Source organism: Alteromonas lipotrueae (assembly GCF_019249215.1).
Lineage (GTDB): Bacteria > Pseudomonadota > Gammaproteobacteria > Enterobacterales > Alteromonadaceae > Alteromonas > Alteromonas lipotrueae.
The window spans coordinates 199,879-220,087 of the sequence record NZ_JAESDI010000004.1 but is presented as its reverse complement, the minus strand read 5'-3'; the positions used below and the strand labels follow the sequence as shown (position 1 = coordinate 220,087).

General features: G+C 42.5%; 18 protein-coding genes. 15 read left to right on the top strand and 3 right to left on the bottom strand.

Features of this window, described 5'->3' with window-relative positions:
* Positions 1-160 precede the first annotated feature (160 nt).
* The 7 genes from JKP82_RS05875 to JKP82_RS05845 all read left to right on the top strand — a co-directional run bounded on the left by JKP82_RS05875 (position 161) and on the right by JKP82_RS05845 (position 7,892).
* Positions 161-1,069, top strand: a complete 909-nt coding sequence (locus JKP82_RS05875; RefSeq protein ID WP_218396205.1) for a TnsA endonuclease N-terminal domain-containing protein — start codon at positions 161-163, stop codon at positions 1,067-1,069.
* Positions 1,057-3,264: a TnsB C-terminal domain-containing protein gene (locus JKP82_RS05870; RefSeq protein ID WP_218396204.1), complete on the top strand. Its 2,208-nt coding sequence runs from the start codon at positions 1,057-1,059 to the stop codon at positions 3,262-3,264. Before JKP82_RS05875 ends, JKP82_RS05870 begins: the two co-directional genes overlap by 13 nt.
* Positions 3,257-4,555, top strand: a complete 1,299-nt coding sequence (locus tag JKP82_RS05865; protein WP_218396203.1) for an ATP-binding protein — start codon at positions 3,257-3,259, stop codon at positions 4,553-4,555. The genes JKP82_RS05870 and JKP82_RS05865 overlap by 8 nt, the downstream gene beginning before the upstream one ends.
* Positions 4,545-5,459, top strand: coding sequence for a hypothetical protein (locus JKP82_RS05860; protein WP_218396201.1), 915 nt, complete (start codon positions 4,545-4,547; stop codon positions 5,457-5,459). Before JKP82_RS05865 ends, JKP82_RS05860 begins: the two co-directional genes overlap by 11 nt.
* 9 nt (positions 5,460-5,468) lie before the next feature.
* Positions 5,469-7,079 (top strand): TnsD family Tn7-like transposition protein, encoded by a 1,611-nt coding sequence (locus tag JKP82_RS05855; protein ID WP_258544343.1) that lies wholly within the window; start codon positions 5,469-5,471, stop codon positions 7,077-7,079.
* Positions 7,066-7,329 carry a hypothetical protein gene (locus JKP82_RS05850; RefSeq protein WP_159528865.1) on the top strand — a complete coding sequence of 88 codons (264 nt, stop codon included), beginning with the start codon at positions 7,066-7,068 and terminating at the stop codon, positions 7,327-7,329. Before JKP82_RS05855 ends, JKP82_RS05850 begins: the two co-directional genes overlap by 14 nt.
* A 257-nt stretch (positions 7,330-7,586) precedes the next feature.
* Positions 7,587-7,892: a hypothetical protein gene (locus JKP82_RS05845; RefSeq protein WP_159528867.1), complete on the top strand. Its 306-nt coding sequence runs from the start codon at positions 7,587-7,589 to the stop codon at positions 7,890-7,892.
* A 476-nt stretch (positions 7,893-8,368) separates the two neighbouring features.
* Here the strand turns inward: JKP82_RS05845 and cadR are convergent, their stop codons facing one another.
* A complete protein-coding gene (cadR, locus tag JKP82_RS05840) occupies positions 8,369-8,758 on the bottom strand; it encodes a Cd(II)/Pb(II)-responsive transcriptional regulator (protein WP_013755210.1) in 390 nt (129 codons plus the stop codon).
* Between the two features lie 81 nt (positions 8,759-8,839).
* Here cadR and JKP82_RS05835 point away from each other — a divergent pair, with 81 nt between their 5' ends.
* The 7 genes from JKP82_RS05835 to JKP82_RS05805 all read left to right on the top strand — a co-directional run bounded on the left by JKP82_RS05835 (position 8,840) and on the right by JKP82_RS05805 (position 16,691).
* Positions 8,840-9,475, top strand: coding sequence for a cation efflux transmembrane domain-containing protein (locus tag JKP82_RS05835; protein WP_159528161.1), 636 nt, complete (start codon positions 8,840-8,842; stop codon positions 9,473-9,475).
* Positions 9,472-9,837: a DUF3703 domain-containing protein gene (locus JKP82_RS05830; protein ID WP_159528159.1), complete on the top strand. Its 366-nt coding sequence runs from the start codon at positions 9,472-9,474 to the stop codon at positions 9,835-9,837. The genes JKP82_RS05835 and JKP82_RS05830 overlap by 4 nt, the downstream gene beginning before the upstream one ends.
* The gene (locus JKP82_RS05825) at positions 9,824-10,711 is read left to right on the top strand and encodes a cation diffusion facilitator family transporter (protein WP_218396198.1); all 888 of its coding nucleotides are present in this window, start codon (positions 9,824-9,826) and stop codon (positions 10,709-10,711) included. Before JKP82_RS05830 ends, JKP82_RS05825 begins: the two co-directional genes overlap by 14 nt.
* An 87-nt stretch (positions 10,712-10,798) precedes the next feature.
* Positions 10,799-11,194 carry a hypothetical protein gene (locus JKP82_RS05820; RefSeq protein WP_007984747.1) on the top strand — a complete coding sequence of 132 codons (396 nt, stop codon included), beginning with the start codon at positions 10,799-10,801 and terminating at the stop codon, positions 11,192-11,194.
* 72 nt (positions 11,195-11,266) lie between these two features.
* Positions 11,267-12,589: a TolC family protein gene (locus tag JKP82_RS05815; protein WP_218396196.1), complete on the top strand. Its 1,323-nt coding sequence runs from the start codon at positions 11,267-11,269 to the stop codon at positions 12,587-12,589.
* Positions 12,586-13,524 (top strand): efflux RND transporter periplasmic adaptor subunit, encoded by a 939-nt coding sequence (locus JKP82_RS05810; protein WP_007984752.1) that lies wholly within the window; start codon positions 12,586-12,588, stop codon positions 13,522-13,524. The genes JKP82_RS05815 and JKP82_RS05810 overlap by 4 nt, the downstream gene beginning before the upstream one ends.
* 53 nt (positions 13,525-13,577) lie before the next feature.
* Complete coding sequence (locus JKP82_RS05805; protein WP_039991983.1) at positions 13,578-16,691, top strand: efflux RND transporter permease subunit; 3,114 nt, start codon at positions 13,578-13,580, stop codon at positions 16,689-16,691.
* Between the two features lie 585 nt (positions 16,692-17,276).
* Here the strand turns inward: JKP82_RS05805 and JKP82_RS05800 are convergent.
* The gene (locus JKP82_RS05800) at positions 17,277-18,176 is read right to left on the bottom strand and encodes a DUF2306 domain-containing protein (RefSeq protein ID WP_218396194.1); all 900 of its coding nucleotides are present in this window, start codon (positions 18,174-18,176) and stop codon (positions 17,277-17,279) included.
* 199 nt (positions 18,177-18,375) lie between these two features.
* On the opposite strand from JKP82_RS05800, the gene JKP82_RS05795 reads away from it, so the two are divergent.
* Positions 18,376-19,575 (top strand): helix-turn-helix domain-containing protein, encoded by a 1,200-nt coding sequence (locus JKP82_RS05795; protein WP_218396193.1) that lies wholly within the window; start codon positions 18,376-18,378, stop codon positions 19,573-19,575.
* Positions 19,576-19,603: 28 nt separating this feature from the next.
* On the opposite strand, the gene JKP82_RS05790 is transcribed toward JKP82_RS05795, so the two are convergent.
* Positions 19,604-20,128, bottom strand: coding sequence for a DUF421 domain-containing protein (locus JKP82_RS05790; protein ID WP_013785336.1), 525 nt, complete (start codon positions 20,126-20,128; stop codon positions 19,604-19,606).
* Between the last annotated feature and the right edge of the window lie 81 nt (positions 20,129-20,209).

Below are 20,209 nucleotides of genomic sequence, written 5' to 3'. Positions count from 1 at the left end.
TGCTCCGTTTTATGGTGAAATTGACTTTTGAAGATTTTTTGTTATTATAAGATATTGATTTTATTGGTAAAGCCAATAATTCCGCTCTGAAACTCTGCTATATTTTATTACTAGTGTCAAATGCCATAATTAGTGGGTTTGATGAACAGGAATAATAGTAATGAAACTTAAACCAGAATCTAAACCAAAGTTAACGCAGCCTAGTCCCACTAAGCTTACTTACAAGCACATATCGGAATATAGAGCGCGAGTAAAATTCGCTGGAGGATATTTACCCTTCAGATCCGCACGTCAATTTTCATCTTTCGGTAAAGCGACAAGTGAACAGCTCGATCTGTTCTCTCAACGTCACGAGTACTTTAGTGAGCTAGAGCGTAAATTTGGCTTAGTACTGAGCTTTTTATCTAACGTTTCAAACGTTAAAACTCAGTTTCCTTTGCTCAAGGTAAAAAAAACATTGGAAGTGGCTGTCAGCCTCAATTTAATGCACCCGCGATACGAGCCAAGTGCATCCGTTGCTGATCACAACAAGGGATTCCAAGCTGCAATTATGACAACCGATTTTTTGTTTGATTTAGTCGACAGCAGTACTGGGGAAGTAAAGACTGTCGCGTGCTCTTTGAAGTATGAAAAGGACATAGTCCCTTATGATGGTAATGATAGGGTTGTCGAAAGAACACAAGATAAGCTACGTATCGAAAAGTACTATTGGGAAGAGCTAAAAGGTGTTGAATTTCAAATTATAACGAGTGCCTTTTGGATGTTTGATAAAAACCTTGTTGAAAACCTCACCTGCGCACGAGTACACCGTAATCTTGACATCCCCCCAGTTCTGAAGGTTTCTCTATTAGCTCACTTTATTAAAACGCTGAATTATGGCAAACAACGCAAGCTTAGGTTAGTTGATGTGATAGCAAACCTATCAATGGAGACCAGTTTGCCGGAAGGTCGTTTATATGCAGCTTTTTGGCATTTTGTGTGGACTAAAAAGTTACGCGTTGATCTTTTCAAGCCTTTAGCAGGTGGTGGATATGTTTTCGAGGGGGAGGACTTCGCATGGCAGCTATAACAGATAAAAATAAGGTAAGTGTACATACCTCTGATATCTTTCATATCGCCGACATTCCAGTGAACAGTGTAATAACGCATGGAGATATGCGCTATACAGTAGTCAAAATATTCCCTAGCTTAAACGAGCTGGCGTTATCACTACAAAAAAACAAGCCAAATAAACCTTTTTTGATCACATTCGGGAGTGCAATACAGGGTTTCGCTTGGGAAAATTTTAATTTCGAACTCAATAATTTTAATAAGAGAAAGGTTGTTGAAAAGGCTAGTGAAAACGCATGGTCAAGAGCGCAAGCTTGCTATAACGCAATACTTCCCATTGTCGGGTCAACTGAGCAGAATATTGAGTCCAAACTTGAGCTTTATATTCGTGGTGTTCCTCTTACAGAAGACATTGAAGCTTGCGCTATACGGGCAAGTTGTACGCCTCAATCAATTTATAATTGGTTGAATTTATACCTCGCTTATGGCTCGCATATTACAGCTCTTTTACCCGGCCATTTTAATTCCGGTGTAGGCAGGCCGCTACCCGCAAATTTCATGGTTGCAGCAAATAAAAACTTAGGTAATGATCCTATTTCGCCTTATTTCATAAGACGAATTTTTAATCAACAAGATCAAGGCAGGCTAGATAAATTCATAGCAAACGATTTAAGAAATCAACCTGACTACAAAATTACATCCTTATATTCCATATTTATTAATAAATACTGTAAAGACGCTGCGCCAGATGAATTGCAATATGTTGCGCAAAGGTATGTCAACTTATCGAAATATATCTCATACGATCAATTCTCTTATCATTTTGAAAAAACAGTCGACATTGAGTATTTCAATGAATGCAGTAAAGGAGTTAAGAAGGCACATAATGATGATGCTCCGCGCTTTGGTGTTGCTCAAGACCCCACTATCGGGCCAACTTATTTATACGAAATAGATTCAACTACCTTGAATGTATATGTTGTTACTCGAATTCGTGATCAAGGCACGGGAGTATTAAAAACAATACGTCTAGCCCGTCCGTATTTGTATTATGTGATAGACGTCTATTCGGGAAAAATTGTTGGATTCAGCGTTACTTTTAAGCGCAATGCAATGGCTGCTAAGTCAGCTTTGTACAATGCCTTTACTGACAAAGTTAAATTTTGTGCTCGCTATGGGATTCATATTGATAAAAGTGAATGGGCTTGTGAGCATATTTGTCTATACCTGTTTTCTGATAGGGGGGCCGATTATTCAGAATCCGTTTTTTCCGATGCCCTCGCAGCTGATTTAGGTATTGAGGGGATTTCGTATGCCCCCGCCTATTTAAGTCGTGCCAGAGGTACGGTAGAGGTGTCATTTGATTCTACTGATAACATCGTAATCCAACGATTGGATGGCAGTGTGAAACCCAAACGAGCGAAAGATTCTGTACACCCTTCCACAACATCTGAAATTAATATTGAGCAGTTGAACCGTTTAATCATAGAGGCAATTCTTGTTTCTAATCGCAGCAAAATTAATTGTACTCGGTTACATAGTGCTGACGTCGTTAAAGGTATTAAGGCGACTCCTAACGCGATTTGGGCGCAACACATTGATACTAATATCGGCGGTGGCATAACCAAGCCTGTTGAGGAGGTGAAATATGCATTGTTAAATCAAGGGCAAGCGAAAGTTTTTAAAGATTATATCGAATTGGATACTAAAAACGTGAAGGTTCGCTTTAGATCTAACAATAAAGTATTTGCCAAACGACAAGCGAAACTGAAAAGCAAAAAAGCATGCTTCACAATTAAAATGCGTTATAACCCCGATGATTTTAGATTTGCTTGGTACGCAGATCCTGATCAAGATTTTACAATAGTTGAATTTAATCTTGCTTCAGAACATAAACGCTTTGATGAGTTGACTGAAATTGAAATTCATCAACTTGAAAGAGTGGAGGCTGCGCAGAAAAGTTTAAACGGCCAAAGTCGTGGGTTTGAACACTCTCATATGGCCGAAAAAGTTGTCGAGGTAAGCAAAGAAAATAGCGCTGTTGGGTCAAAAGCTAAAGGCAAAAAATCTATGGCTAAAGGCATAGACGAAAACTCTAAAATCGAGGCCAAGATAGAGACTCTCCTTGATACTAATGATACCCGCACCTTGTTTGGCTTTGAGTGCGATGAACTAGGTGGCCACTCTTCTTCAGAAGGAGGTTCTGATGAGTAAGTCAAAGCAGCCTATGTCAACAAGCACATTCATGGATACTTTTGTTAAAGGGAATCCCTTAGTTACAGCTATAGAGAAGCGTGCTCTATCGGAAGATGACTTAAGTCACAAAATCACAGTTCGGTGTGACAACAACTTGGGTTTTGCTGAGTGGGATTGCGCCGGAATGGAAGTGGGATTAGATACTGGCTTTTTTATGTCTCCTCCACACGCATACGAACTATACAGTCGAATTCGTTTACTCATGATGATGGGGTACGTCAAACGCCACCCCGCATCGTATGACTATGACAAGCATATTCATTTAGCTGACTTAAAGAAGATTCCTGCGCCCAAAAAACTGAAAGGAACAGGGAACTCAATTTTTATTCGTGGGAGGTCAGGAGGGGGCAAAACAACGCTAATGGAGAGCGTCTTAGATACTATCCCAACTGTAATCGAACACCCGCCAAGCCCTTTGACTGGGGGAAGAGAGATAAGGCAAGTTTCGTGGGTTAAAGTTGATATGAGTAAAGGCGCGAGTAGAAAGGCATTTTATCGTAATGTCATTCAGGAAATAGATAAGGTGTTAGGCACTTCTTTTGCGGCAAAGATCCCCAGTCGATATGTTGAAGATGAACGTTTCCTATACATGATAAAGGTTTGCCGGATGGCTTGTTTAGGGGTTCTTGTCATCGATGATGTTCAGTGGGCATTATCAGGAACAGCCGCTAATGCTAATCAAAAAGTCACTAACGAATTCCTTGAACAACTTTTTAATCTATTAGGTATTCCTCTTGTATTTATAGGAACGCCGGAAGCTGAAAAACTAAAAGGGTTTGCCGAGCAAACAGGGCGGCGTTTAGCTCATAATGGCATGATTGAAATAAATTCGGATTCAGTCACTTCAACGTTTTGGCGAGACATGGTGAAAACGATGTTTGTTTCATTTCTTGGTATGGACAGTGACCATATTAATAATGACTTTTATCATATTATTCATTACTACACTGAAGGCAATGCAAGCCGCTTAAAAACAATAGTTGGAAATCTATTGCGACGAGAAGTGACAGGAAATATCACTGCCGAACATATACATGAAGCTTATAGCCAAGAAAAAGGCGCTTTTGAAGAATTAAAGACGCCTTTTATTCAGCTATCTCAAAGTAAGGGTAAAAAGCTAAGCGGTAAAGCGACGTCCAGTAAACCTCAAAAAAACACTGCAAATAAAACTACTGTTGAGGACTCATGTGAAGATGAGGATGATTTCGAAGACGCCTTTATTATAACGGGGGGGACTCATGGACAGTAATACTTTATCGTTGTTGACGAACTCGATTAATATCAAAGCTGGTGAATACCTGCCTGCTTATGTTTCACGACTGTTATCGTATGGTTCGTTTATAAAACCGCAAGACTTTTACCAATCATTTAGCTTAGGAGTGCCTCGAACATCAGAGGGCTACTTGCCTCTTTGGGCATTGAAACTTTCACAATCTGGTGTGCTAGGCGTGCCATTTAGCGACATCATCGATAAGCACTTGTGTGGAAATTTTTGGCGGCCATTTATTAACGACGATACTTATCAACAATTCGTTGTAAAGCAGCTTAAGAGGAAGGGGACGACACGTCTTCTTTTCTCTGAGGAGAAGCCGCTAGCAAAGTTTTCACCTTTAAAATATTGCCAACGATGTCGAGACGAAGAGTTGGAACGGTTTGGGTTTCCAATTTGGAAAAGCCGTAATCAATTAGCAACCGTCTTTACCTGTTCAATACATGGCGATGTATTACATCAAAAATTTCAAAGGATACAACCCGTGCCTGACGGGAAAAGTGAAAGTGCGTTTCAACAGGAAGGTGGGATTCAGCCAGAGATTACAATGTTTCACAGATGGCTTGAATTTGAAACTGAACTTGTCATGGCGTCAAATAACAGTGCCAGCAACGAATTGTTCGAAATGTGCCGAAACGTGTTTTTAGAAAGCTCTTTTTACAAAGTAAAAAACACTGAAACGGACAAAAGGCTGAGTGCTCAATGGATAGAAGCGCTAAGGCGCTACTTGTATATATTGTTTCCGTTTCATCGCGAAGAGCTTTGGTATCGAATTCAGTCTGAAAATGTGGGGATAAAAGCCATGATGGATAACGGCAAGCAAGTTCACCCATTACTACTATTGTTATTCAAATCGTTTTATATGTTTGAGTACAAAGCGTGAGGTAGGTTGATGACAACGACGTTAAACACACCGCGAATTCAACCTGATGAAACTTTGTTTTCGTATGTTGCTCGGTGTCATTGGCTATGGGGTGATGTCTCATATAAAGATACTGCGAGCGATTGGTTCGGATATGAAGGGGTGTGTTTAAATCAGCTTTTGCCTAGCCATATTCAGGATATCTCTCGTCATTCAGAATACGGCATAGACCATCTTCTACATAACCATACAGCTTACCCTTTGCATATTCTTTATAACGCCCGCCATGACGCACTGAAGGCGTCAATGTGTGGCGCTGGTGATATGAATATAGCAAACCTTTCATGCTCACCACAGTTGGCATTTGGTTCATTAACGAAAAGTAATTACTGTCCTGAGTGTGCTAAAGAAGACGTGTCTAAAATAGGTATCGCGTTTTGGCATTTGTCACACCAATTGTGGGGTGTTAGGGCATGCTACAAACATGGCAGTGAATTAACCAGTGTGCCTTTTAACCCCAGAAAATACCGCCTCCCGCTTTATTTTGAGTCAATACAATCTGTTGTTCCTTCAGGCGCTAATACCCTCCAGATAGAGTTTGCAAAGCATATTTTGCAATTGCTACGTAGCAACACTATTAAAAATGCTGGCCAGCAACACTTTAGAAGTCTATTTAAGACCCGTGGGCTGCTGACATCGCAAATGCATATTCGCATGCCTGTAGTGATAGAACGTTGTATTGAAGTAGCTGAAGCGCTTTGTGTTCCCAATGTGTTGAATACCAGAAGTATTCGTCGAATAGTTTTCGACCAAGATTTAAGTATCCATCCATTGAAACCTATTTTGCTCGAATTTGCAGTAAAAGGAGTGCGCGAAGAATCATCGCCTCCCTCAATACCTGCTCCTAAACCCCTGAAGATGTCTGAGACTATTGAGTCACAAGCAATAGCACTATTACAAAGTTATCAATTTAACGTTGCGGAGATAAGCAGGCGCTTGAAAGTGAGTCATGGCTATGTAAAACAATTAGCCAACCGAACTGGAGTCAAAACAACTGAGCGAAAACAAGTTGTCACCGCTGATATAGAGCGACAAGCAACTAAAATGGCAATCGAAAATATGAGTTGTAAAGATATTGCAGCCAAACTTGGTGTGTCAGAACCATCGATTACTGGAGTAGTTCAGTCTGTTGATGGGCTAAGTCTATGGCGTCAATATTTAAGAATGTATGAAAAGCGGGATGCCGTAAGAGCGACTTTAAATGAGGAGCTAAATCGTAGTGGCTTAATTAACCGAGCAGAATTAAAAGAGCGTCAAGGAAATGCTTTGAACTGGGCATATCAATATGACAAAAAATGGCTTGATGCTACGTTTCCCATCCAAGGCAACCATGCTAATCACAGTACAAAAATTTGGGAGAAGCGAGACACATCCCTTTTTCCAAAATTCAAATATTTCCTTAAACAACAACTAGAAACAACCAATAAATTGCCTAGTAAATATGCGTTAGACAAAGCATTTGGTAATCATCGTTGGTTTACATGCAAATTCGACAAATTGACCAAATGTAAGCGTATGTACGACAAGCTTAAATTTAAAATTAATCACAATGCTAGGAGAATAGATAATGTCAAAAAATAATGAAAAAGCAGAGGCGTCAACTGATGAAGGTACTGTTGATATACATATCGACAACTTTCTAATTACGCAAGCTGAAGCAGCTTTAGAAAGATACCCTAAAACTGTTACCGAGCAGATTGAGCAATGGGCATACCTTGGCAGTGCAGCTGAAAAAAAATTAACAGGGCTAGAGCAACTGCAATTGATGTCCGGTGAGTTTGAAATAGCTTTAGTTGATAAGGTAAATGAAAAGGAAAGAGTCAGAGACTGAAACCGTTAACCAGTCCATGTCACTAGCGCCTAGAACTTTCCGAATCCTGATATATAGTGGGTCATATCCTATCTGACATATTTTCTCGAAGGGTTGGCCCAAATCTGATAGTTAGCAACGAGCGATCAAGAGACGTTGAGCAAACACGTCTTCACAAATGACTCATGGGTTCCAAAATGGAACATATGGTCAACACAGTCCGTTGAGGAACCCATGAGTAATTTATTGCGGTATCAATGTGAATGTAAGGTGTACGAATGAAAATTTTCGAAGAAAGAATAGTTGAAACTGTCGTTGATCGTGTCTGTGACGTTTGCAAAGAAAGCGTGATGACAGACGTTGGTGAAGGCCGAGTTGAAGAATTTGGTGAGTTAAAAGCAAAATGGGGCTACGGGTCGAAATCGAAAGAAGACGGAAACACATATCATCTCGATTTGTGCGAAAGATGTTTCAAAGTTGCTCTTCTCGCTCTAAAAGACCACAAAAGATCTTTATTCATGTTTGATGATGATGAAAATAACCTCCCTGACGAAAAGTTTGGTCTGAACTCAGATCGCTGTTAGTTTTCTAATGAAATTATTGCGAATAACTGTTTCTGGCCGATCACAAGATCATCGCTGCTGAGACAGGGTCTTTTAAGCGTACTTTACTGCCGTTTTCATACTAGAGCGTGATGAGCTGAAATTGGCACAGAGCTGATTGTCAGGTTTAGCCCAGCTCTGTGATACGAAGCGAGGGAGGGAATTGGCCTAATCTGGATTAGTCATTATCTAGTCTGACATTTTCAATAACAGAATGCGACTAAAGCTGACAGTCTCTTGTGTACGTTAAGCGGTCATTGGCACATTGACAATAGAGCAGCGACAAAGAGCGATCACCAGTCGTTCGACCTACCTCAGTCGAACGACTGCTTAGCCCAAAATTGCGGACGTAGCTATTTATTGTATATTAGTTACTTTATCGAATTTCAATTCGTCGAACCTGTAACCTTATGAAACCGTAGGCAAAGGTAAAACGATAAGACTTATAGATATCAGTATCACTCTTCAAGCAACTGCAATACCCCACATTCTTTAACTTTTCTATTATCTGTGCATGCCGAGGCCATCTCAGATAGGGTAAGCTTTAGCTCCTCAAGCTCTGCAATGCGATGCGTGACGTCAACCATATGTTGATGGATCAAATTGTTCACACTGGAACAACTTTTATTGGGATTATTTTTTGTATCCAACAGCTGTTTAATTTCTATTATGGTCAAATCTAATGAGCGACATTGTTTAATAAATCGCAGTGCCCTCAACGATGAGGCGTCGTAAATTCTGTAGTTACCTTCACTGCGATTGCAAGCTTCAAACAACCCCTGTTTTTCATAAAAACGGATCGTTTGAATAGAGCACCCACTTTTTTTTGATAGCTCACCTATTTTCATAAACGTGCCTTTGTGCTGTTGACCCTATACTAGGTATAGACTTTACACTGTAGCTATAGTTTTGGGAATAGGAGTTGAACAATGAGTGGATGCGGCTGTGAAGTGGAAATCAAAGATGCCTCACAAAAACGGGTTCTGTATTGGCTGCTCGGCATCAATGCGGTGATGTTTTTCGTTGAGATGACCGTGGGTATTTTGGCTGACTCTACTGCTTTGATAGCAGACTCTATGGACATGCTAGCGGATGCGGTTGTATACGGCATAGGTATTTATGCTGTGGGTAAATCTATACTTCATAAAGCCAAAGCTGCGCAAATCAGTGGTTACTTTCAGCTATTGCTGGGCGTAATTATTCTCATTGATATTACCAGAAGGTTATTCTTCGGCAGTGAGCCTATCTCATCATTAATGATAGGAATGGGGTTCATTGCACTAATTGCAAACGTCGCTTGCTTGATGATTATTCGTAATCATAAAAACGACGAAGTACATATGCGAGCCAGCTGGATTTTTTCGGCCAACGATGTCATCGCCAACATGGGTGTCATTATCGCCGGAGTTTTAGTGGTATGGCTTGATAGCAGAGTACCGGATCTGGTTATCGGCTGTATAGTGTCGATTGTCGTGCTGCGCGGAGCGTGGATGATCCTGAAAGACGCCAAGCAGGAAGTACTTAATAACGAAGTACAGAAAGGTAAAGTGGGTGAGCCACTATGACATACAATAAAGCCGTTAAGCCGCATATCGATTCCAAATTGACAGATTACTCAGATGCAATGTCTAACAATAATGAGAGGCAGGCATTTGCAGCGCTGGAGGATGCGCATGTAATTGGTCAGCACTCTACTTATTTCCATTGTTTAATTCATTATAAAATGCTGCGACATGGTCTTCTAAACAAAGATTGGAGAGCCGTTTTTGGACAAGCAATAAGAATAGTTGGCGCAGCAACCAAAACAGCTATCGGCCTTGTACCTAAAGGGAATACAGGCGGCACTGACATCAGCCCTTTTAAGCGACTGCCAATCAGCGCAGAAAATCAAGCGATATTGGACAAAATTAATCATGCACAATCATAATCATAATCATAGCGAGAGTAGCAGCGCATCTAAGCGGATAGGCTGGGCATTTTCATTGAACGTATTGTTCACCATCATTGAATTTATAGGCGGATGGCTGACAAACAGCACGGCTATAATGGCCGACGCAGTGCATGATTTGGGCGATAGTTTATCCATTGGTACTGCTTGGGGCTTAAATAAACTCAGTGATAAAGAAGCAAATGCTACTTTTTCCTACGGCTACAAGCGTTTTTCACTCCTTGGGGCGTTAATTAATGGAGTTGTACTAACGGCTGGTTCGATTTGGATTTTGTTCGAAGCTATTCCACGATTACTGGCCCCTGAAATGCCCCAAGTGGAAGGCATGTTAGGGTTGTCTATATTCGGGATAGCAGTCAATGGCTTTGCAGCGTATAAACTCAGGGAAGGAAACTCCTTAAATGAACGAGTATTAAACTGGCATTTGCTCGAAGATGTTCTGGGATGGGTCGCAGTACTGATCGTGTCGATTGTGCTGATGTTCAAGCCTTGGGCGATTTTAGATCCCATTTTATCTATTGGCTTCACATTATTCATTTTATTTAATGTCATTAGAAATCTAAAAGAAACCTTACTGCTATTTTTACAAGCGACACCTGACGCACAGCAAATGGAAGAGGTTCATAAAGTGCTTATGTCTAGCGATGATGTGATGGATATCCATCATTTTCACATTTGGTCTTTGGATGGAGAGCACAGCGTTATGACTGTCCATGTGGAGCTGAATGATGATATTTCTGTATCTCAACTTAAGAAACTCAAGGAACAACTTCGTCACGGCCTAGCTGGGTTCGATTTTGTGCACACTACGATAGAAATCGAATTTGCCGATGAAGATTGCCGTGATGTGTAATCCAATGATAGAAACACTTTGTATCAGTTGGTCGATTGGTCTTAGTTCGAATACCTGTTAATATGAAAAAGATGAGAGTAGATAGATATGTTTAGTGTAAGGGTGACAAGCTACCTGTTGATTTCGCTGATTTTGTTTCAGTCGTTTTCTGCTGTCGCCAAGTCCTTGGATTTTCATGCTATTGATTCGCAACATCTAAGCGAATTACATGAACATCAGGCGGGAGATAACACCGCTTCTGTGAAGACGCATGCTCAACTGCAATCTAACGAACAACTTGATACTGATAACGCCCCCGTAGATATTTCTCACAATCCTGCTGATTGCCACCATTGTGGTCACTGTCATGGAACCCATGCCCAATGGCTTGGAAATAACACCGCAATTGAACTTGCTTCGGTTGCCACCCATCACGGTTTCTATTACTTATCAAAAGTAGTAGATGCACCGGTCACGCAATTACTACGCCCACCTAAAGCATAACCCCTGAACTAATCAAACACCGTTCGCCAACAGCTTGGCGATATATATTTTTGATAATTTAGGAATAAAACAATGATGCATATTTCATTGAGCCGCCCTGTGCGTGTGCGCGCTTGGGTGATTTTCACGATGCTTGTTCTTCTGACAACACACACCGTGGTAGTAGCACAAACAAACAGTATCACCAATCGCAAAATGACCTTGCAAAGCGTCATACAGCGAACATTAGCGAATTCGCCCGAATTGCATGAGTTCACATATAGGCAACAAGCAATTGAGGGAGAAATCAAAACTGCGTCTCTTAAACCAGCCCTCAACGTAGGCATTGAAGTGGAAAACTTCTTAGGAACAGGCGAGGTCTCTGGCATTAAGGACACCGAGCTGACTCTCACATTGTCGTCGGTCATTGAATTGGGCAATAAACTCAACTCGCGTAAGGCGTTTGCTAAGGCGCAATCCACCTTAGTCGAAGCGCAAAAACAAGTGCACACCTTGGATGTACTGGCTGAAGTGACACGTCGCTACATCGATGTACTGGCGCAACAAGCGTTAATTGACGCGCAAAAAGATGCAGAAACACTTGCTCGATATACCTATCAAGCTGTCACAAAACGCGTGGATGCAGGTGCTTCCCCTGCATTTGAACAGAAACGCGCTGAAGCAGCTTTAGCAAGATCCAGATTGGATGTGGTGACCGCACAGCAAACTAAGCAAGCCATGATAAATAGTCTGGCTATTATGTGGGGGGAAAAAGATCCCACTTTTACTGATGTGGAGGGAGACTTATTTGCGCTGCAATCGTCTCCTTCGTTAACCGCGCTTTTCACCACCTTATTGGACAGTCCCAATCTTGAGGTCTATACGCAAGAATCGAGATTGCAGGCTTCTCAAGTCCGTCTTACTCAAGCAGCTAATCAATCGGATTTAAGCTGGACGGCTGGTATTAGGCGCATGAATGGCATAGATGAAACAGCCTTTGTAGCAGGCGTGAGTATGCCTCTGTTTGCCGGTGACCGAAATCTTGGCGAGTACGAAAAGCAGCGAGCAATTCAGGCACAGCTAGAACAACAAAAAGAGTCAGCGACGCAAAGCCTATACCATCAGCTAAATATGGCCTTGATGATCAGAAACAATGCGCTGCTCAATGTACAGACACTGCAAAACTCTATTATCCCACCCTTAGTTCAAGCGCTGGAATTAGTAGAGCAAGCCTATATAAACGGACGATTCAGCTACCTTGAATGGGTGAGTACACGTCAAGAACTACTCAATGCCAAACAAGCCTTAATTCATTCAGCGAAGCAAGCTCATCAGCGTGGTGCAGATATCGAATCACTGACTGCACAGCCTCTTGTGGATACGATCAACACCTCTTTTTCGAGAAAAGCAAAATGAACAAAAATATATTAATTAAGAAGCAAAACACGCTGTTAGTTTTCATTGTTTGCAGTGCCTTGGGATTTTTTTCAAGCACCACAATACAAGCAGCAGAAGGCGAGCATGGTAAAGAGGAAGCCCATAAGGATGAACGCGTATTCATGTCAGATAGCTTGGCGCAAAAAATGGGCGTAATGACGCAAAGTGTGCAAACGGGTAATCTCAATATTACCACCACTGTCTACGGAAATATTGTGACCGACCCTGCTTCACTGAGTCATGTGCGTGCACGATTCGACGGTATGGTGACCAAGGTCAATGCAAATTTAGGTAACAACGTTAAAAAAGGCGAGACACTGGCGGTAGTTGAATCCAACGAAAGCCTGAAAAGCTATCCCGTTACCGCGCCGTTTTCAGGCACCGTGATTGCCAGACATGCCAATGAAGGCGAGTTATCAAATGGCCAAGTGCTATTTTCAATCGCAAACTATGATGACGTGTGGGCACAGCTTAAAGTCTTCCCACAACAGCTATCAGATATAGCAGAGCAGCAACCCGTTCAGCTTAGCCTGTCAGGGGCAGCGTTAGACACCACTATCCAACATATCTTACCCTCACCCGATGAAAAGCCTTATGTCTTGGCGTATGCCAAAATATCCAATACCTCAGGTCAATGGCCGGTTGGCGCAGCTATCAAAGGCCTTGTCACTATCAACACCGTTGATGTCGCAATGATGGTGCCTAAAGCGTCGATTCAAGAGTTTGAGGATGCTTCTGTCGTGTTTGTCAAAGAAGGTGACGAATACCGTCCCGTGCCCGTTACCTTAGGTCAACAAGATAACCACAATATTGAAGTGTTATCAGGTCTGCACATTGCAGATGTGATTGTCAGCCAGAACAGCTACCTGTTTAAAGCCGATTTAGAAAAGTCGGAGGCAGGTCATGATCATTAATAACTCAATGCTATCTATTTGGTCAGGCGTCTCTGTTATTGGGGGGCGAACACATGATTGAATCCATTTTACGTTTGTCCATAGAGCGACGAGGGATAATGCTAATGTTGATCTTCCTTGTGCTGGGCATGGGGATATTCAGTTATCAAAAATTACCTATCGATGCGGTACCCGATATCACCAACGTGCAAGTGCAAATCAATACACAAGCACCGGGTTATTCGCCTTTGGAAACCGAGCAGCGGATCACATTCGTAGTAGAAACAGCACTGGCGGGATTACCTGACCTGTCCTACACCCGCTCTTTATCTCGCTACGGGCTATCTCAGGTAACAGCGGTATTTGATGAAGGCACTGATCTGTATTTTGCGCGTAATCTCATCAATACCCGATTAGGTGCAATCAAAAGTCAGCTACCTGAAGGGTTAGCGCCTGAAATGGGACCTATCGCTACTGGGTTAGGCGAAATCTACATGTACACCTTGCGAGCCAAGCAAAATGCCATGCAAAAAAACGGTGAACCGTACAATGCCATGGCGCTTCGCGAGATACACGACTGGATCGTAAAACCGCAGCTCGCACTGGTTAAGGGGATCACTGAAGTCAACGCCATTGGTGGTTACGTAAAACAATATCATGTGAATCCTGAACCACAGAAAATGCTGAATTTTGACATTGGTCTAAGTGATATCCATCGTGCGCTGGAGCGAAACAACACGAATCAGGGGGCGGGGTTTGTTGAGCGAAATGGGCGACAAATACTGGTGCGCTCACAAGGTCAACTTCAGACACTTAGCGATATAGAAAATGTGGTAATAAAACGCATTAATACTGTCCCCGTTGCGGTGAAAGACATTGGCAGTGTAGTTATTGGTAAGGAGCTGAGAACGGGTGCGGCAACGCAGGAGGGTGAAGAGACCGTTTTAGGTACAGCAATGATGCTAGTCGGCGAAAACTCACGAGCCGTTGCCCAATCCGTTGCCAAAAAGGTGAAGGACATTCAATCCAGCTTACCTGATGGAATTGTCATTGAGCCAGTCTACGACCGCACCCTACTGGTCGATAAAGCTATCGAGACGGTTCAGAAGAATTTAGTAGAAGGGGCGTTATTAGTCATAGTGATCTTGTTCATATTGCTTGGCAATATTCGCGCCGCGCTCATCACTGCGGCAGTTATTCCGCTAGCGATGTTGGCGACCATCACAGGGATGGTTAATACCGGTGTGTCTGCCAATCTGATGAGCCTTGGGGCTTTGGATTTTGGATTAATTGTCGATGGTGCGGTGATCATCGTAGAGAACTGTATCAGGCGGTTATCCGAGTCTCAGAAGCGCACAGGTGGAGTCTTGCCACTAAAAGAGCGGCTAGAACTGGTTTTTCAAGCGACCAACGAAGTCATTCGTCCTAGCTTGTTCGGTATATTGATTATTACTGTGGTGTATATCCCGCTGTTCTCATTGACAGGCGTTGAGGGCAAGATGTTTCAGCCAATGGCGGCAACGGTCATCATGGCGCTGATAGCAGCGATGCTGTTCTCTATTACCATTGTACCAGCGGCAGTCGCGATGTTTATGGGCGGAAAAGTCAGTGAAAAAGAAAGCTTTATTATTGTTGCAGGCAAATCCGCCTATCGCCCCATCATTCACCTTGCACTGAAATTACGCTGGATAGTGCTTGTCGGCTCAGTCGTGCTAGTAGTAGGCAGCTTATTGCTGGCAGCGCGACTAGGCTCTGAGTTTGTTCCCCAGCTTGACGAAGGAGACATCGCACTCCACGCCATGCGAATACCGGGCACAGGTATTGAGCAAGCCGTCGAAATGCAAAAAACACTTGAATCTACCCTGATGGAATACGAACAGGTACTTACAGTTTTTGCGAAAACCGGTACCGCAGAAGTAGCTACCGATGCGATGCCGCCCAACGTAACCGATACCTTTGTGATGCTAAAACCACGAGCGCAATGGCCAGATCCAACTTTGTCAAAAGCGGATTTCGTAGAAACCCTTGAGCGAGACTTACAAGCGGTGACAGGCAATAACTATGAGTTTACCCAACCTATCCAAATGCGCTTTAACGAGTTGATAAGTGGAGTAAGGGCTGACCTTGGTATAAAAGTCTTTGGAGATGATTTAACCACGCTTGTTGCCTCTGCAAACGACATCTTAACGGTTTTGCAATCAATAGACGGCGTGGCGGATGCACGACTTGAGCAGGTCGATGATATTCCTATCTTCACTATCAACCCTAAGCCAGTCGAGTTGGCACGTTATGGATTGGACGTCGCCGATTTGCAGGAGTGGTTGGCGTCAGCTATCGGGGGTAATACCGCTGGCTTAATTTTTGAGGGAGATAGACGATTCGAGTTGCTTGTGCGATTTGATGAAGGTATGCGCACAGATTTAGATGCCATTGGCAGCACTCCTATTATTACATCCGATGGGGAATTTGTACCGTTATCAGAAGTCGCTACACTGGGTTACTCGTCTGTTCCCAATCAAATTAGTCGAGAAAACGGTAAGCGTAGAGTCGTGGTTACCGCCAATGTCAGAGAACGCGACTTAGGGAGTTTTGTTGACGAAGCAAAAATAAAAATAACCGAACAGGTTGCACTGCCCGCAGGCTATTGGCTGGATTATGGTGGCACGTTTGAGCAGCTTGAAAGTGCCAGTCAGCGACTGTCTATCGTGGTGCCTGCCACGCTTTTTCTAATACTTGTGTTACTAGTGGTGGTGTTTGGCTCATTTCGTGATGCCTTGATCATCTTCACTGGCGTGCCTTTAGCCTTAACGGGTGGTGTTTTCGCGCTCTGGATGCGTGACATGCCACTGTCTATATCTGCCGGAGTTGGGTTTATTGCGCTCTCTGGTATTGCGGTACTAAACGGCTTAGTGATGTTGTCATTTATTAAACAGCGAGTACTAGAAACAGGTGACTTAATTAACTCAATCGTTGACGGAGCTATCACAAGATTGCGTCCGGTTTTGATGACAGCACTGGTAGCAAGTTTAGGCTTTATTCCCATGGCACTTAATGTCGGAACGGGGGCTGAAGTGCAAAGACCGCTTGCAACGGTGGTGATTGGCGGGATCATCTCGTCCACTATTTTAACGTTGATCATATTACCGGTTTTATATCGGATCATGCATTCGAAACTAATCAAAGTATGATGGTTAGGCACCGTATTGCAAAAGGTACGGTGCTCTTCGTCTGGAAATTCAAAACAATTGAAAATGATTACTGAACTGTATATTCACCAATAAGAAGCTTATTCACCGGAATACTAAAATTAACACCAATTCAATCAAGGTCGAATGATGATCTGCACATTGGCACATACCGGAATCAAGAACCGTGTGGCCTGAACGTCCGCTCCTTGTCTAAAGCCGTCTGTCAGATTGTGTCTAAATCTATAAATGAATGTGTAAGATCAAGTATAAGCTACTACACCTAATCCACCTTATACTTTGATGCTATTAATCGTCATATTGGTAAACATCTTACTTACAAAAGGGGCTTTCTAGATAGCCTTTGTTTACTGGTTCGCATTAAACAACTTATTTACTGTAAACACTAAGCCGAACACGATCTACTCTTTAAAAGCCCTCTATGATTGAGGGCTTTTTCGTTTGTATAGGCTTGACGAAATTATTGGAAAAATGGGGTCAGAGTACTTTTAGTCTACATTTACACTTCGTTTATTTTCTGGCTCTATTTTCTAGGCCCATTTCCTAGGGTCGTTTCCTAAGGTAAAACTAGGCGACAACGGCGGGATACCAACTCCCTAATGTTAAGCCAAAAAGACCGATAATAAACACAGCAGAGACAACAAGCAGCGTTACGCTTATTAGGTGTTTGAGTAGGGATACTCGATTGGTATTATCAGTAGCACGATCGGTAGCAGTTACTTTAACTACCCAAATTAACTGCGCAATAATATGAGGCGCGACATAAGAAAGCACACTGACACTTATTACGGCAGGACCAGTAAAGTCGGCAGTATTAATGCCAAGCGTGCCAAAAAGTGTCATCCAAGCGAATATGAATAACCTAAAAAAGAGCACGCCATTGGCGGCTAAAAACAAATGTAGCGCCCACCTTTGATGTAGCGTCACGTTAGCGTTTCTTATGGCACGAATCGCAAAGAAACTACTTACAATCACCATTACGCCCGAAAAAGCCGTTAACCCATGTAGTAAAGGATTCCCAACGGTACCCCGAGATAACAGGAGATACATGCCCGCTAGCGAGATACTGCACGCAAGGGTGACAAAAAGCCGGCCATTGTATTTGTGAAACGTTTTATAGTTACGCCTAATGGCTGGTATTAGCTGCAAGCTTCCGCCAATGATCATTACTATCGCCAATAAAACATGCGCGGCGTACATCGCATTGCCAAGTGAGTCGCCGGCAACATAGGCCGTGCTATTAAAGCGATTCCATTGAGATACTCCAGCAGTCACACCTGTAAAGCCATAACCTGCAATCAGATAACTAACAAAGAAAGCTTGTGCGATGAGCAAGCAAGAAAATGCTATTTTCTGAATCGCATCATAAAGTTTCGATGCGGCTGATAAGGTCGTGGGTGTTAGTGGATCGGGAGTTGGGGTTTCAGGTTTAAGAGAAACCGGTGCTAAGGTACTTTTCGCCAACATATCTTTGCCTCTTGAATAAATGCTTTGCCCTCTAATGTCCCTCTATCGTAAAGAAAATAAGGGCTCATTCTTCTCAAATTCGAAAAATGAACACCTTAAATTAGCGGTTTTGACATACTCCTTAACAAAGTTATTTTGTGCTTGGCGGTGATTCTTCTTACACTGAGGGCAGAGCTATATATTAAGGCGTAGAACCCCTGTGTCATGGCATAACGAGTTACCTTATTACCTTTTAGTGTGCTGTAGTTTGAGCATAATGCTTACTCATGCACTCAAAAAAGATAAGCAATTGGTAAACTATTTAGTCGCTATATTTAGTGCGTCCCTTTGCATGGTGGCCACGCAGAAATTAAGTGCTGATACCCTTGGTGTATATCAATATGTTATTGGGCTAGCAACCTGTGCGACATGCAATGTGGTTTGGTTAATTGCAAGAACGCTATTTCGAGAGCACAAGCCCTTAAGTCGTAGGCATATTGTGGTAGCATTTGTGATTGCAGGATTAGTGATATTTAATCAAACGTGGCACTTAGTAGTATCGAGCGATATTCCACACCTGCTAAACCAAGCACAGATGCTTAAACTTAAACAGGGAATGAATGAAATTACGACCTTGCTTTCATCCAGCATTTTAGCGTTGTCGTTTTGGGAAGCTTTACGCGGGTTTAAGAGCAAAAATAACATCCAAAAGCGCCAGTCGATTGTCTTTGCCACTGCCTTTTTCCTTGGCTTATTTAATTCATCAATATTACCTAAGTTTCTATTCACGCCCACAGAAATTGAATATTACGCACCCTGGTTAATATGTTCTTCGGCAATGCTAATTCTTGGCGCTATTCAGTACGTGGTTCACGCGCAAAAAATGAGTGTTCAACTACGTGGAAAAATAAAAAAACAACAACAGAATGAACCACGAAATCAAGTTAACGCTGACACATCTAGTCAATCATTAAATGGCGGCATGTCTGCTTCTTCTTGTCTCACTAGCACTTGCAGCGAGGGCGACGCAATACAACAAGATGAAGCCATTGATATGTCTATTGTGAAAGGAATAAATAGGTTAATTCATCAAGAACAAATATTCTTGCAGCCAAACTTAAAAATTGCTCATTTAGCGCAAGCGTTAGATACGTCGGAATACAAAGTGAGCAAGGCCATCAGAGGCTATTTTGCTGCTGCTAACTTCAACCTTTTCGTAAATCAGTTCAGGGTAAAACACGCTAAGCAATTGTTACGAAGCAACGAATGCCAGCAATGGAGCATTTTGGTAATAGCATTGGAGAGTGGGTTCTCGTCCTTAGCAACATTCAATCGGGTGTTTAAAGCTATTTCAGGGCAAATGCCAAATGAATATAGAAAGCAGGGAAGCACAATGAATTGTAGTGTGCCAATCCTATAAAAACAGCAGTTCAGATTTACACTAAGAATCATCGATGACCAATAGTTTTAGTGCCTTCTAGCATGTCATCTGCACAATGGTTGCCGTGAAGCACAGAAATGTCGCCGGTGGTTTCCAGTACTACCGCTCTAACTTGCTGCATGTTAAGCACGTTCGCCTCTCGAAGCTTTGCCATGAGATCGCTACGGGCGACCCGCGTTTCGGCTAGCGCAGAATCGATAATTTCACCGTCGCGCATCAATATAACAGGGGTATTCTGCATAAGTGCTTCAATTTTATCGGAACGTCTGCGCAATCGGGCAGTGACAAACTGCACTAAGAACAATGCTGCCATAGCAATCATTGCCTGAAAAAACGCGCTCCAACTATTAGTTTGAGACGCACTCGCTAGTAACGAACCTACCGCCACTGTCATCACAAAATCAAAATTGGTCATTTTAGAAAAGGAACGCAACCCGTTCACGCGTACCAGCAGCACCACCCAGAACATGCCCATGGTGGTTAACAGTAAGCCTTTTAGCAGTAAATCTAGGGTAGGGATGGCGCTAAACATGATGTATTCCTTCACGTGGCTGTTAACAATGTTTGTACCCTGCTAGTGAGTAAAGAGATTAGTATTTTTCATATTGTTTAG